The organism is Alcaligenes sp., from assembly GCF_050255915.1.
Lineage (GTDB): Bacteria > Pseudomonadota > Gammaproteobacteria > Burkholderiales > Burkholderiaceae_B > Alcaligenes > Alcaligenes aquatilis.
Window position 1 is genome coordinate 1 of record NZ_JBFWIQ010000018.1, and the last position, 13,048, is coordinate 13,048.

Annotated in this window: 13 protein-coding genes; 3 read left to right on the plus strand and 10 right to left on the minus strand. The window is 54.8% G+C overall.

Going from position 1 to position 13,048, the window contains the following annotated elements; all coding sequences use genetic code 11:
- Nucleotides 1-842 precede the first annotated feature (842 nt).
- From thiC to AB7E06_RS17760, 3 genes are all read right to left on the minus strand, one after another.
- A complete protein-coding gene (gene thiC / locus AB7E06_RS17750) occupies nucleotides 843-2,759 on the minus strand; it encodes a phosphomethylpyrimidine synthase ThiC (protein ID WP_108728535.1) in 1,917 nt (638 codons plus the stop codon).
- Nucleotides 2,760-2,949: 190 nt separating this feature from the next.
- Nucleotides 2,950-3,327 carry a helix-turn-helix domain-containing protein gene (locus AB7E06_RS17755; protein WP_094197760.1) on the minus strand — a complete coding sequence of 126 codons (378 nt, stop codon included), beginning with the start codon at nucleotides 3,325-3,327 and terminating at the stop codon, nucleotides 2,950-2,952.
- A gap of 210 nt (nucleotides 3,328-3,537) precedes the next feature.
- Complete coding sequence (locus AB7E06_RS17760) at nucleotides 3,538-3,912, minus strand: helix-turn-helix domain-containing protein (RefSeq protein WP_094197759.1); 375 nt, start codon at nucleotides 3,910-3,912, stop codon at nucleotides 3,538-3,540.
- A gap of 112 nt (nucleotides 3,913-4,024) precedes the next feature.
- Between AB7E06_RS17760 and AB7E06_RS17765 the strand changes: the two genes are divergently transcribed.
- On the plus strand, nucleotides 4,025-4,801 hold the full coding sequence (locus AB7E06_RS17765) for a response regulator transcription factor (RefSeq protein ID WP_108728537.1): 777 nt from the start codon (nucleotides 4,025-4,027) through the stop codon (nucleotides 4,799-4,801).
- A gap of 71 nt (nucleotides 4,802-4,872) precedes the next feature.
- On the opposite strand, the gene AB7E06_RS17770 is transcribed toward AB7E06_RS17765, so the two are convergent.
- The 5 genes from AB7E06_RS17770 to rplU all read right to left on the minus strand — a co-directional run bounded on the left by AB7E06_RS17770 (nucleotide 4,873) and on the right by rplU (nucleotide 9,546).
- The gene (locus tag AB7E06_RS17770; RefSeq protein WP_427957926.1) at nucleotides 4,873-6,126 is read right to left on the minus strand and encodes a D-amino acid dehydrogenase; all 1,254 of its coding nucleotides are present in this window, start codon (nucleotides 6,124-6,126) and stop codon (nucleotides 4,873-4,875) included.
- Nucleotides 6,127-6,255: 129 nt separating this feature from the next.
- A complete protein-coding gene (gene proB, locus AB7E06_RS17775) occupies nucleotides 6,256-7,413 on the minus strand; it encodes a glutamate 5-kinase (RefSeq protein ID WP_094197756.1) in 1,158 nt (385 codons plus the stop codon).
- A gap of 135 nt (nucleotides 7,414-7,548) precedes the next feature.
- Nucleotides 7,549-8,637 carry a GTPase ObgE gene (obgE, locus tag AB7E06_RS17780; RefSeq protein ID WP_094197755.1) on the minus strand — a complete coding sequence of 363 codons (1,089 nt, stop codon included), beginning with the start codon at nucleotides 8,635-8,637 and terminating at the stop codon, nucleotides 7,549-7,551.
- A gap of 286 nt (nucleotides 8,638-8,923) precedes the next feature.
- Nucleotides 8,924-9,184, minus strand: coding sequence for a 50S ribosomal protein L27 (rpmA, locus tag AB7E06_RS17785; RefSeq protein ID WP_094197754.1), 261 nt, complete (start codon nucleotides 9,182-9,184; stop codon nucleotides 8,924-8,926).
- A 50-nt stretch (nucleotides 9,185-9,234) separates the two neighbouring features.
- A complete protein-coding gene (rplU, locus tag AB7E06_RS17790) occupies nucleotides 9,235-9,546 on the minus strand; it encodes a 50S ribosomal protein L21 (protein ID WP_003801901.1) in 312 nt (103 codons plus the stop codon).
- Between the two features lie 400 nt (nucleotides 9,547-9,946).
- On the opposite strand from rplU, the gene AB7E06_RS17795 reads away from it, so the two are divergent.
- Both AB7E06_RS17795 and AB7E06_RS17800 read left to right on the plus strand, forming a co-directional pair.
- Nucleotides 9,947-10,150 carry a CsbD family protein gene (locus AB7E06_RS17795; RefSeq protein ID WP_094197753.1) on the plus strand — a complete coding sequence of 68 codons (204 nt, stop codon included), beginning with the start codon at nucleotides 9,947-9,949 and terminating at the stop codon, nucleotides 10,148-10,150.
- A gap of 105 nt (nucleotides 10,151-10,255) precedes the next feature.
- Nucleotides 10,256-10,417: a DUF1328 domain-containing protein gene (locus tag AB7E06_RS17800; protein WP_009460570.1), complete on the plus strand. Its 162-nt coding sequence runs from the start codon at nucleotides 10,256-10,258 to the stop codon at nucleotides 10,415-10,417.
- A gap of 75 nt (nucleotides 10,418-10,492) precedes the next feature.
- Here AB7E06_RS17800 and argJ read toward each other — a convergent pair whose 3' ends face one another.
- The gene (gene argJ / locus AB7E06_RS17805) at nucleotides 10,493-11,719 is read right to left on the minus strand and encodes a bifunctional glutamate N-acetyltransferase/amino-acid acetyltransferase ArgJ (RefSeq protein ID WP_121739613.1); all 1,227 of its coding nucleotides are present in this window, start codon (nucleotides 11,717-11,719) and stop codon (nucleotides 10,493-10,495) included.
- A 93-nt stretch (nucleotides 11,720-11,812) separates the two neighbouring features.
- Nucleotides 11,813-12,343 carry a MarR family winged helix-turn-helix transcriptional regulator gene (locus AB7E06_RS17810; RefSeq protein ID WP_009460574.1) on the minus strand — a complete coding sequence of 177 codons (531 nt, stop codon included), beginning with the start codon at nucleotides 12,341-12,343 and terminating at the stop codon, nucleotides 11,813-11,815.
- Nucleotides 12,344-13,048: the final 705 nt, after the last annotated feature.

Genomic DNA, 13,048 nt, shown 5'->3' on the forward strand with positions numbered 1-13,048 from the left:
TGCCGGTGCTGCGCACCGGTCCCCTTGTCGAGGTTCTCATCCGGGCGCACTCTGAACTCGCGGGGTGGTTCGTCCCCCGGACGAACCACAATCGTCCCGCTCAAACAGCAGAGTGCTTGCATCCCGGATGATGCCCCCGCCTGCGGCAAGTACTCTGAATCGCCCCTCCGGGTCCCCACCGCCCCCAAGGGCTTATACCGTGGCTATTCACGTAATCATGCATTGAGGATCTGGGATCTGGGATCTGGGATCTAGGATCTGGGTCTGAGGTCTGAGGTCTGAGGTCTGAGGTCTGAGGTCTGAGGTAAGGAGGTAAGAGATAAGAGCAAGAGGTCTGAGGTGAGATGTCATAGATTCGACGCAGGCCAGGAAAGTGTCATACGCCATCCAAGCATGCGGTTTGAACTGTCCAGAAAAAAACGATTGTGAGCCAGTTGAGCCTAGCTTCAGGGTGTCCGGTCGGTTTAGAGGGTTTGCCGCAGGCGGGAGATAGCGTAGGGGTGCAAGCATCCTGCTGTTTGAGCCGGACGCTTGTACTTGGTCCGGGGGACCAAGTACCCGGTGAGTTCAGGATGCGCCCGTAGCTATCTTCCGACAAGGGCACCGGTGCGCAGCACCGGCAAACTCTCAGGCCGGACACCCTGAAGCTAGGCTCAATTGGCGTCTTCTGCAACGATCTCTTTTGCCTGACAAGCTTCGCGTTCCTACAAATGAAGCAATAAATGAAGCAACGAACCCCGCAAAAAAAGCCCCAGGCAGAAAAAATCCACCCAGGGCTTTAACCCATCAAGGCCTGATCAAACAACGATCATGTTCACACCAGGCCTGTCTTCAATAAAGCTTCAAGCCTCCTGATACAGCTTGCTGCCCTGCTGAACGAACTGTACTGACATCTCCTTCATCCCCTGATCCACAGCGGACTGCTCATCTAGGCCGTTAGCCTTGGCATAGTCACGTACATCCTGCGAGATCTTCATGCTGCAGAACTTGGGCCCACACATGGAGCAGAAGTGTGCCACTTTCATCGAGTCTTTAGGCAAAGTCTCGTCGTGGAACTCACGCGCGGTATCCGGGTCCAGCCCCAGATTGAACTGATCATCCCAACGGAATTCAAAGCGCGCCTTGGACAAGGCATTGTCCCGGAATGCCGCCGAAGGATGCCCCTTGGCCAAGTCCGCGGCATGTGCCGCGATCTTGTACGTGATGATGCCGTCCTTCACGTCTTTCTTGTTTGGCAAGCCCAGATGCTCCTTGGGCGTCACATAGCACAACATCGCCGTGCCTTGCCAGGCAATCATCGCCGCGCCCAAACCGGAAGTGATGTGATCGTAGCCCGGTGCAATGTCGGTTGCCAAAGGCCCCAAGGTATAGAAGGGGGCCTCATGACAGTGCTCCAGCTGCAACTGCATGTTCTCTGGAATCAGATGCAAAGGCACATGACCTGGGCCTTCAATCATGACCTGAACATCGTGCTTCCACGCAACCTGAGTCAACTCGCCCAAGGTACGCAGTTCCGCGAATTGCGCCTGATCATTGGCGTCATAGCCCGAACCGGGGCGCAAGCCGTCACCCAGTGAGAAAGCCACGTCGTACTGCTTCATGATCTCGCAGATGTCCTCGAAATGCTCGTACAGGAAGCTTTCGCGGTGATGCGCCAGACACCACTTCGCCATGATGGAACCACCACGCGACACAATGCCTGTCATGCGACTGGCTGTCATGGGAATGAAGGGTAAACGCACACCAGCGTGAATGGTGAAATAATCCACACCTTGCTCGGCTTGCTCAATCAGGGTGTCGCGGAAAATATCCCAGGTCAGATCCTCGGCAATGCCGCCGACCTTTTCCAGTGCCTGGTAAATAGGCACGGTGCCCACCGGAACGGGTGAGTTGCGAATAATCCATTCGCGCGTCTCATGGATATTCTTGCCCGTGGACAAATCCATGATGGTGTCTGCACCCCAGCGAATCGCCCAGGTCATTTTCTCGACCTCTTCGCCAATGGTGGAGCCTAGGGCCGAGTTACCGATATTGGCGTTGATCTTCACCAGGAAATTGCGGCCAATAATCATGGGTTCGGTTTCCGGGTGGTTGATATTGGCGGGCAAAATGGCTCGGCCACGCGCAATCTCATCGCGCACAAACTCGGGTGTTACCGTGGTGGGCAAGCTGGCTCCGAAGCCCTGACCGGGGTGTACCTTGGTCAGGCGGCGGGCCATCTCTTCACCTTGTGGGCCACTGGCGCGCAAACTTTCAATGTATTGCTCGCGCCGCAGATTTTCCCGAATCGCCACAAACTCCATTTCAGGGGTGATGATGCCGCGCCGTGCGTAATGCATTTGCGTGACATTGGCACCCGAAGTACTGCGCCGGGGTTGACGCTTCAGTTCAAAGCGCAAGGTGTCCAGCTCCGGATCAGCCTGGCGGGCCTGACCGTACTGGCTATTGAGTCCTGCCATCAACTCGGTGTCATTGCGCTCGCTAATCCAGGCTTGGCGCAGTGCAGGCAGACCTTTGCGAATATCGATCTGTACCGAGGGGTCTGTGTAAGGACCGCTGGTGTCATAAACGCTTAAGGGAGGGTTTGGCTCGGCGCCAAAGTGGCTGGGCGTATCAGCCAGAGAGATTTCCCGAAAAGGCACACGCAGATCAGGCCGTGAGCCGGTTTGATAGGTCTTTCGGGAGTTGGGTAAGGGCTGGATCGCAGCCGGGTCTACGCTGGCCGCAGTGGCCGTAAAAGAAGGGGTTTTGCTTGTCATTGCAGCTCCAAGGAAATGGTGGAGCCGATATAGGAAGAAGTGCCGTGCAGGCATTGCACCTGTGGCACACGCTCCCAGCATCGGCATTATCCGTACTGGTACGAGGGTTTATCTCAACCCGCCAAATGGCGAGTACCCCTGCGTGCCGACAAGTATAGGTACTTTAGAGCTGCTTGTGGACGTATAAGGCTTATTTTCTTTTCATGCCGTTGAGCAGGTGACGGATGGTTTGATCCAGATGGTCACGCTCTTTGGGGGGTAAAGCCACAATCTCGTCCACGGAAAAGCGGTTGAAGGGCCAGGTCACAATGGGCGGGCCTTCGCCGGAGTCTTGCAAGGTGGCCGCATGGCTTGTGCTCAACTCCATATTGCCCAGCCCGTTCTTGAGCCATTGGGCGCTGATGTTCAGGGCTTTGGCCAGATCCAGAATCTCGCGCGCGTCACGCCGCGTGCCACTCTCATAATTGGAGATGGCGCTTTGGCTAAGGTTACACAGGCGGGCCAGTTCGGCTTGGGAAAAGCCGCGTTGCAGGCGGGCGTGACGGAGGCGATCAGAGAAGTGTTTCACACTACAGATTGTTCATGGAACGCCCTGCACGATGGTTTTCAAGAAAAACCCCGTATGTGATAAAACGATCCGGCCCAATCTGCTTCGCTAGGCAAAGAGAAGGTTAGGATAGGTGTGGGCGCAGTCTGGTATCACGCCGTGTGTACTACCAGCCACTGAGTAGAGTGCGACGCTTGGCGACAGCAGGTAGGGTGCAGAAACGAGTAATGTCTAACGCTTTTTCATGCCGTCCAGCAAATGACGCAAAGTGCGATCGAGCAAATCCCGTTCGCTATCGGCTAGCGCAACCACCTCATCGACGGAGAACAGACGGAACGGCCAGGAGACAATCGGAGCGCCTTCCTGAGGTTCGGACAAGGTATATCTGTCGTCCAAGAACTCCATCTTGCCGACACCTTTGCGCAGCCATACAGCGCTGACATTCAAGGCTCTGGACAGCTCCAGTATTTCGCGGGCATCTCGACGAGTACCGTTTTCGTAGTTGGAGATGGCGCTTTGAGTCAATCCGCATAGACGTGCCAAATCCGCCTGAGAAAGACCGCGGTATTGACGTGCATGGCGAAGGCGTTCGGAGAAATGTTTCACACAACAGATTGTTGATGTAACTTCCAGCACGATGGTTTTGATAAAAAATCACAGTCGTGATTTATACTGTCCGACATAGTCATCAGATGTCATTATAGTTAAGGTTTCAACTATGTCGGTTGCAAATGAAATTGCTGGCGGTCCTGTTGTGCTCTACCTGGCCACGGCTATCCCTGATCGGAATTTACTAGAACAAAAAATTCAGGCACTGGCTGAACGTGGTTATCGTCTAATTTTTTGTCCGGATGTAACGGCTTTATTGCAGTTGGCTCAAACGCGCGGGCGTCATGCCGGTTCACTATGTATTGCCTGGCTGGGAGGCACTTTGGCAGAGATTTGCTCTGCAGCCGTGCGCTTACGGATGCTGTGTCCGCAAGTCGGGATCTTGATGCAGTCCGACGCCACGGACTCGGCCATGTTGCAAGCCTTGCACAGTGGCGGCGATCAGTTTTGTCCCAAGGATGCGTCTTTGGAGTTGCTGGCGGCCAGTTTGCAGAGTCTGCAACGGCGTTTGATGCAGATGCCCATTATTCCTGAACCCTCCTTGATTCAGGAGTGGGTGCTGGATCAGGAAGGCTGGACCTTGATATCACCGGTTGGCATGTCATTTAGTCTCACCAGCACGGAGCGTGCCTTTATGGTCCGTTTGCTGCGAGAGGAGGATCGCCGGGCTAGCCATTACGAGCTGATGCGGGCTGTTGCCAGTAAAACAGATGTCATCAGCAATCCGCCTGGCGCCTTGCATATCAATCGCCTGGGTGTGTTGGTCAGCCGTATGCGGCGCAAATTCAGCCAGGGTGGGACGGCTTTACCGATACGCTCTATCCATAACTGGGGCTATATGTTTGCGGCCAATTGCCAGTTGCTGGCCGAACCGGCGCGCCATTAGGGCAGGGGAGTTGAAAAAGGCTTTGCCGGTTAAACCTGGCAAAGCCTTTGTTGATGCTCTAGAGCAGGGGCTTAGTAGTAACGCTGCACCGACAAGTCGTCAGCACGGATTGCAGGCTCTTTGTTGCTGATCAGATCAGCCAGCAATTGCGCACTGCCGGTAGCCAAGGTCCATCCCAGTGTGCCGTGGCCGGTGTTCAGGAATAGGTTGGAGTAACGGCTACGACCGACGATCGGGGTGCTGTCCGGTGTCTTGGGACGCAGGCCGGTCCAGAAGTGCAGGTCCGCATCGCTTTGGTAGCTGCCGGGGAACAGGTCATTCAAGACCATCAGCAAAGTCTGTTCACGGCGTGGATTCAGGCGCTTGTTAAAACCCACCACCTCGGCCATGCCACCCACACGAATACGATTGTCAAAGCGTGTCAGGGCGATCTTGTAGCTTTCATCCAGCAGGGTGGATTGGGGCGCACGGGAGGCGTCCGCAATCGTGGCGGTAATGGAGTAGCCCTTCAATGGGTAGACCGGAATGGCTTGCAGGTCTTTCATCAGACCCGTAGACCAGGAGCCCAGGGCTACCACATAGGCATCGGCGGTCAGCAAGCCGTCGGAGCTTTGCACGCCGCTGATCTCTGTGCCATTGCTGTGAATACGCTGAATATTCTGATTCCAGCGAAACTCCACGCCTTCCTGCTCAGCCAATTCGCTAAGACGGCGGGTGAACATCTGGCAGTCGCCGGTTTCATCTTCAGGGAAACGCAGGCCGCCGCTCAATTTGTGCTCTACATGCCGCAGCGCCGGTTCAATCGTGTGCAGCTCAGACGCTGACAGCAGTTCGTAAGGGACACCGGCTTCTTTCAGCACCTCGATGTCGGCAGCAATGCCATCCAGTTGCTTTTGCGTACGGAAAACCTGCAAGGTGCCTTGGGAGCGGTGCTCGAACTGAATATCGGTCTGGGCGCGCAACTCGGCCATGCAATGGCGACTGTATTCAGCTAGACGCACCATGCGTTCTTTATTGGTGGCGTAGCGGTCTGCCGTGCAGTTGCGCCACATGGCCAGCAGCCATTTGATTTGTGCCAGTGTGCCATCGGGGCGAATCGTCAGGGCAGGGTGCTCGTCGAACATCCACTTGATGGCCTTGCGTGGGATACCCGGCGCGGCCCAGGGGCAGGCATAGCCAAAGGAGAGTTGACCAGCATTGGCAAAACTGGTTTCCAGAGCGGGCCCAGCCATGCGGTCAATGACCGTTACGCTGTGTCCTTGGCGGGCAAGATAATAAGCGCTGGTTACGCCTTCTACGCCAGCACCTAACACGAGGATCTTCATACGGTTCCTTGGGCGCATCGCCCGAAAGGGGAAGTGTTGCGATCAGGCGCGGACAGTTCGCACGGACCGTCGCAATTCGATACGTTTTATCCGTCTATTTCAACAGGCGGGCAGGGCAGGGGTCAAGGCTTAGTCCTGATCTGGCCCACTGCGCGGGAACACCATATTGTTGCGGTGGATCAGCTCCGTATCGTGTTCGCTACCCAGCAATTCATTGATCAGGTGGCTAGGCTGGCCCATGATGCGGCGGGTGTCGTCCGAGGAGTAATTGACCAAGCCACGGGCGTACTCCACACCGTGTTTGTCCACGCAGGCAACGACATCGCCACGGTCGAATTCGCCCTCGACATGGGTGACACCTACGGGCAGCAGGCTCTTGTGGCCGTCTACCAGGGCACGTACTGCGCCTTCGTCCAGCGACACGCGACCACGCACACGTAGTTGGTCGACCAGCCAACGTTGACGGGCCGAACGTACAGGCAGGGTGGCACGTAACTCTGTGCCTATGCGCTCACCTTGTGCCAGACGCGACAGGACTTGTTGTTCCCGACCCGAGGCAATGATGGTGTGGCCACCGCTTTGTGCGGCGCGCTTGGCGGCCAGAATCTTGGTGATCATGCCGCCGGTGCCGATATTGCTGCCCGAGCCGCCTGCCATGGCTTCCAGCGTCGGATCGCCCGCTTGTCCCAGCGAGATGAATTGCGCATCGGGATTGCTGCGCGGGTCGGCGCTATACAGGCCAGCTTGATCGGTCAGAATAATCAGTGTTTCGGCTTCGATCAGATTAGTGACCAGAGCGCCCAGAGTATCGTTATCGCCCACACGGATTTCATCCGTGACCACCGTGTCGTTCTCGTTCACGATGGGTACCACCCCCAGATCCAACAAGGTGTTGATAGTGCCGCGTGCGTTCAGGTAGCGATGGCGGTCTGCCAGGTCTTCATGGGTCAACAAAATCTGGGCGGTGCGTACACCGTGGCGAGCAAAAGCCACCTCATAGGCTTGAATCAAGCCCATCTGGCCTACGGCGGCCGCTGCCTGCAACTCATTCATGGCCTTCGGTCGACGCGGCCAGCCCAGGCGGGCCATGCCTTCGGCAATGGCACCGCTGGAGACCAGCACCAATTGCTTGCCTTGGGCATGCAGTTGAGCAATCTGGGTAGCCCATTGCTCTACGGCATCCAGGTCAATCCCTTTGCCCTCGTTGGTGACCAGGGACGAACCTACTTTAATAACCAATCGGCGCGATTGTGCAACGGCCGATTCAGAATGAGAAGAGTGCTGCATGACGAGTTCAGAAATCCATCGCTTGGCGTGTAAATAGAGAAAATGCCAGGAGTAGGGCGGCTGGTTTAACCGCGTCTTCCGGGCATTTTGGGGTTCGGTCCTGGAGTCTATAAGCCCGGGACCTATGTAGCACGATCAGTCTGGGGCAAACCTCTCGTCGTAAATATGGGTGCCGTCGGCAATATCTTGCTCGATATGCTCTTTGCGGCTTTCTTCGTCCAACCAGGATTGCAGCTGATACACCAGATCTTGCGTGCCCACACCGGTTAGAGCGGAGATGCCGAATACCGGGCCTTCCCATTTCAGCTCTTTGAGCAGGCGGGCTTTCAGGTCTTCAGGATCAGACACCATGTCCAGCTTGTTCAGCACCAGCCAGCGTGGCTTGGCGTACAACTCCTCGCTGTACAGACGCAGTTCTTCAACAATGGCACGGGCTTCCGCAGCTACTTTGGCCACAATATCCTCGTCCGGATCCAGGCTGGATACGTCCAGAAGATGCAGCAAAATACGGGTGCGAGTCAGGTGACGCAAGAACAAGTGGCCCAGGCCAGCACCTTCAGAGGCACCTTCGATCAGGCCAGGAATATCGGCAACCACAAAGCTGTGTGCTTCGGACGAACGCACCACACCCAGGTTAGGATGCAAGGTGGTAAAGGGATAGTCCGCAATGCGAGGCTTGGCGTTGGAAATGCGGGTGATCAGCGTGGATTTACCGGCATTGGGCATGCCCAGCAGACCGACATCAGCCAGTACCTTCAGTTCCAGGCGCAGCTTCCGATGCTCGCCTTCCTTGCCATAAGTAAATTGACGTGGGGCACGGTTCACACTGGATTTGAAGTGCAGGTTACCCAAACCACCGGCGCCGCCTTGGGCCAGGGTGATTTTCTCGCCATGGCGCTTCATGTCAAACAGCTGCTCGCCGGTTTCCGCGTCAAAAATCATGGTGCCTACCGGCACACGCAGGGTGATGTCCTCACCACCCGCGCCGTACTGGTCGGAGCCACGGCCATTTTCGCCGTTGCGAGCGCGGTGCAGGCGGGCGTAGCGGTAGTCGATCAAGGTGTTGACGTTGCGATCGGCCTGGGCATAAATGCTGCCACCGCGTCCGCCGTCGCCGCCATTGGGGCCACCTTTTTCAATAAATTTTTCTCGGCGGAAACTGGCAGCGCCGTTTCCACCTTTGCCTGCGACCACTTCAATGGTCGCTTCGTCTACGAATTTCATGGTGATGAGTGCTGTATAGGTCCAGGGGCCGCAGAACAGTATTTGCTGCTGGTCTGGGAGCAGACCATTTTAAACAAAAACCCCAATTGCTTAGTGTATAGGAGATTGGCTTAGCTGCCGGTATGTGCCGTGATAGTGGCCGATTTTTAATCTCTTGCTGTGGCCGTAGGGAGACTGGCTAAGCCGGGTGGGCGGGTTTTCAGGATGGCACAGGGGCCATGCATAAAAAAAGCCCTGCCTAGGGCGGCAGGGCTTTTTCGCAGCGAGTACGCTTGGATCGGGTGGCTTATTCGCCAGCAACGACCGAAACGGTACGCTTGTTCAGAGCACCAGTGACGGAAAATTTGACTTTGCCATCGACCAGGGAGAACAGGGTGTGGTCTTTACCAATGCCCACGTTCACGCCGGGGTGAAACTGAGTGCCGCGCTGACGAACAATGATGCCGCCAGCCGAAATTACCTGACCGCCGTAGACTTTAACGCCCAGACGTTTGGCCTGTGAGTCACGGCCGTTCCGCGTAGAGCCGCCGCCTTTCTTCTGTGCCATTTCTTTAGCTCCTAGATGAAGAAAATACCAAATTCGCTTCTAGCAATAACTTAGGCGTTGATCGCTTCGATGCGGATTTCGGTGTAGTTTTGACGATGGCCTTGCGTTTTGCGGTAGTGCTTGCGACGGCGCATTTTGAAGATCTTGATTTTGTCGTGACGGCCTTGCGCAAGAACGGTAGCCTTGACCACAGCACCAGCAACGAAAGGAGCACCGATTTGCAGTGCTTCACCTTCGCCGACGGACAGAACCTGGTCAAGCGAAATTTCTTGCCCAATGTCTGCCGGTATCTGTTCTATTTTGAGTTTTTGGCCAGCAGTAATGCGATATTGCTTACCGCCGGTTTTTATAACCGCGTACATAGGGAATCCCTTAAAGAGTCAAACAGGCATCGCTTAAAAGGCCAATAACAAATAACAGCCCGCTGTAATGCCATCTAACATAAAAAAATCTTGACACGCAAAATGCCAAGCAAAAAATAATAGAGTAAAAAGGCTTTGCTGTCAATGGCTTGGGCCTTCTCCTGTCAGTATTTTGCATCCAATCCTTTCGTCTCCCCTAGGCTGTAGAGGGTTGGGCAAGGACGCAGACTGTGTAAGGCAGGTCAGAGCGGGAGATTCCCCCGATCAGGGCAGAAGCGCTAACTTGTTACATTTCCCCTCAATCTGTGGCCTTTGTTTTGCCGTCCTTCCGTTACGGTAGAGATGTTGCGTTCACAGAAGCGTAAGTCATTTATTTTTCGAACCTGACTAGGGGAAACGTATGAATAAGGACACGATCGAAGGCAAATGGAAACAATTGGCGGGTAAGGCTCGCAGCGTCTGGGGTGAGATCACCGATGATGATTGGGCCAAAATCAAGGGCGATGCCACTCAGTTGGCTGGTTTGGTGCAAGAGCGCTATGGTCGTACCCGCGAAGAGGCAGAGCGCGAAGTAAAGGATTTCTACGACAAGTATGACCGTTAGTGAGGCGGGAGCAGTTTTTTGTCTGATGCTTGTTTCTTGAGCCGTAAAAAACGGCCCGCCAGACAAAGCCATGATCCTGTACATACTGATAATGAGGAGAATCGTATGCTTTACTACGCCGTCATCTTTTTTATTGTTGCTATTGTGGCCGCTGTGTTGGGCTTTGGCGGTATTGCCGCTGGTGCCGCGTCCATTGCCAAAATACTATTTGTTGTGTTCTTGATTCTTGCGGTGCTCTCGCTGGTCAAGGGCATGGGCAAGAAATAGAACAGGCCCGCAAAGAGGCGGGCCTGTCTGAACTGCAAAACCGTCTCCACCCATTGGGTGGAGACGGTTTTTTTATTACGAGCGGTAGTCAGCGTTGATGGTGACGTACTCGTGCGAGAAGTCGCAGGTGTAGACCGTTTCGCTGTGTTGACCACGACCCAGGGACACACGCACCAGAATCTCGGCTTCCTGCATGACGCGCTGGCCGTCCTCTTCCTGGTAGTCCGGATTGCGACCGCCGTTCACGGCGACCAGCACATCACCCAGCCACAGACGCAGCTTGTTGACGTCCAGATCGCTAATGCCTGCGTAGCCGATGGCGCACAGAATACGGCCCAGGTTAGGGTCGGAGGCAAAGAATGCGGTCTTGACCAACGGCGAATGGGCGATCGCGTAAGCCACTTTCAGGGCTTCTTCGCTGGAACCGGCGTCATCAACCTGAATGGTCATGAACTTGGTGGCACCTTCAGCGTCCCGCACGATTTTCTGGGCCAGTTCGCGAGAGGCGTCGACCAGGGCGTCCAGCAAGGTGTTGTAGTTCGGGTCTGCAATCGATTCCACCGTGACACCGCTTTGGCCGGTTGCCATGATGATGAAAGAGTCATTGGTGGAGGTGTCGCCATCAACCGTAATGCGGTTGAAGGAGCGATCTGCCGCCAGACGGCACATATCACGCAGCAGTTCGGGAGCGATACAGGCGTCAGTAGCCAGGTAACCCAGCATGGTGGCCATATTGGGGCGAATCATGCCCGCGCCTTTGCTGATACCGGTCAAGGTCACCGTTTTACCCGATAGCTGGATTTGACGAGACACGATTTTGGGTTGCGTGTCGGTGGTCATGATGCTGTGAGCAGCATTGAACCAGTTGTTGTCGGACAGATCGCTGACCGCTGCGGGCAGAGCGCCCAACAGGCGATCCATAGGCAGCGGTTCCAGAATCACGCCGGTAGAGAAAGGCAGCACTTGCTGGGGCAGGATGTTTAGCAGGCTTGCGGTTGCTGTACACGTTTGCTGGGCTTTTTCCAGGCCAAGCTGACCTGTGCCGGCGTTGGCATTGCCGGTATTGATAACCAGGGCGCGGATGCCATCGTGAGTAGCCAAGTGCGCTTCGCACACTTGCACCGGCGCGGCGCGGAAACGGTTGGTGGTGAACACACCGGCTACGCTGGTGCCGGGGGCCAATTCAAACACGGTCAGGTCGCGTCGGTTGGCCTTGCGAATACCGGCTTCGGCAATACCGATTTTGACACCGGCAACGGGGTGAATATCAGATTCAGAGGGGATGAACAGATTGACGGCCATGACGCGATCCGAAAAACAATGTTAAAGGCGGCTCAAAGCAATCATGATACTTGCTTTGAGCCGCCTGAGCATAGCTTTGGTCGCGCGGCGTTGTTAGCTTTCGCGAGCCGCCATGGCGACGTTGTTACGAGTGATCAGTTTGAGTTCGCCCAGGGCTTCAAACAGGTTGACCCGTGCCTTTTCCGAAAGGTTGGCAAACATCTCCTGCAACCACTGTTCGTGGGAGGCAGCCATTTTCTTGAACTGGCGCTTGCCCTTGGGTGTCAGGCGGATCAGGGAGCTGCGACGATCGGTGAGCACCTTGATGCGCTCGACCAGGCCTTCTTTTTCCAACTGGTCCGTAATGCCGGTGATATTGCCGTTGGTGACCATCAGGTGGCGGGACAGCTCGCTCATTTTCATGCCGGCGGGCTGACGTTGCAATTGCGCCATCAAGTCAAAACGGGGCAGGGTGGTGGTGTGTTCGGTACGCAGACGGCTGCGAATTTCGCCCTCAACCAGATTGGTGCAAGCCATCAAGCGCAACCACAGTCGGGTGTCGAAGTGGTCGTCGCTGTGGGCACGGCTTTCCAAGTCGGGAGCGGCATCGGCGACGGCGGAAGCGGGGATATCGTTCATGATCATAGATAGCTTGCCTTAATGGTGCATGTCCAAAATATTTAGCTTTGAAGGACGCAGACCGCAGCCATGAGCAAGCTGGGTTAGCTTGGAAGGTATCTTAGGGGCTGGTTCGAAGTTTGACATTGCGACAGATCAAAGTAAATTCGTTTTTAAGCTTAAATTAATCAACTTGATAGAAAGCACTGGCAAGGGTGACAAAGCATTGAGTAAAAAAATGCAAACTCTTGTCTGCTATTTACTTTTGTAACCGTAGCTTTGATTACGCTGTAGACCGTGCTTTTACTTTGGTTCGATGCGCTAAGCTGTCTGACTGCAAGTGATTATTTAGTTGAAGTATAAGGCATTTGCTTCTGTATCGTCCGTTTGCTTAATCATTTTTCTGCTATTTACGATGTTTTTTTGGGTTTTGGGAATAATGCTTGGGGTGATTTTTCTTAATTGAAAAATTATCAGGCTACGGATTGATTTATTTCTTATATCTTGAAATTTTTTATTAAATTTTACGATGTGCGGGCAAGGCTTTACGGATTTTCAAGCTAGTCTGGGGTGCCATCTGAAAACGACGAGTAATGACGCGCTACTGCGGATAACCCGTAGTTGGGTTTGCGGATATTGAGGCGTTTTTTTTGCTAATATACTTTAGAACTAAACAATATAGACCTTGCCAATTTGGCTGGCGCCTTGGATGGCACAGGGTCTACGCCTGAG

Excerpts from the sequence above, each read along its gene's own strand:
- AB7E06_RS17795 (WP_094197753.1), top strand. The coding sequence starts at position 9,947 with ATGAATAAGGACACGATCGAAGGCAAATGGAAACAATTGGCGGGTAAG.
- AB7E06_RS17765 (WP_108728537.1), top strand. The coding sequence starts at position 4,025 with ATGTCGGTTGCAAATGAAATTGCTGGCGGTCCTGTTGTGCTCTACCTG.
- argJ (WP_121739613.1), bottom strand. The coding sequence starts at position 11,719 with ATGGCCGTCAATCTGTTCATCCCCTCTGAATCTGATATTCACCCCGTT.
- thiC (WP_108728535.1), bottom strand. The coding sequence starts at position 2,759 with ATGACAAGCAAAACCCCTTCTTTTACGGCCACTGCGGCCAGCGTAGAC.
- obgE (WP_094197755.1), bottom strand. The coding sequence starts at position 8,637 with ATGAAATTCGTAGACGAAGCGACCATTGAAGTGGTCGCAGGCAAAGGT.
- proB (WP_094197756.1), bottom strand. The coding sequence starts at position 7,413 with ATGCAGCACTCTTCTCATTCTGAATCGGCCGTTGCACAATCGCGCCGA.
- AB7E06_RS17770 (WP_427957926.1), bottom strand. The coding sequence starts at position 6,126 with ATGAAGATCCTCGTGTTAGGTGCTGGCGTAGAAGGCGTAACCAGCGCT.
- AB7E06_RS17800 (WP_009460570.1), top strand. The coding sequence starts at position 10,256 with ATGCTTTACTACGCCGTCATCTTTTTTATTGTTGCTATTGTGGCCGCT.
- rpmA (WP_094197754.1), bottom strand. The coding sequence starts at position 9,184 with ATGGCACAGAAGAAAGGCGGCGGCTCTACGCGGAACGGCCGTGACTCA.
- rplU (WP_003801901.1), bottom strand. The coding sequence starts at position 9,546 with ATGTACGCGGTTATAAAAACCGGCGGTAAGCAATATCGCATTACTGCT.
- AB7E06_RS17810 (WP_009460574.1), bottom strand. The coding sequence starts at position 12,343 with ATGATCATGAACGATATCCCCGCTTCCGCCGTCGCCGATGCCGCTCCC.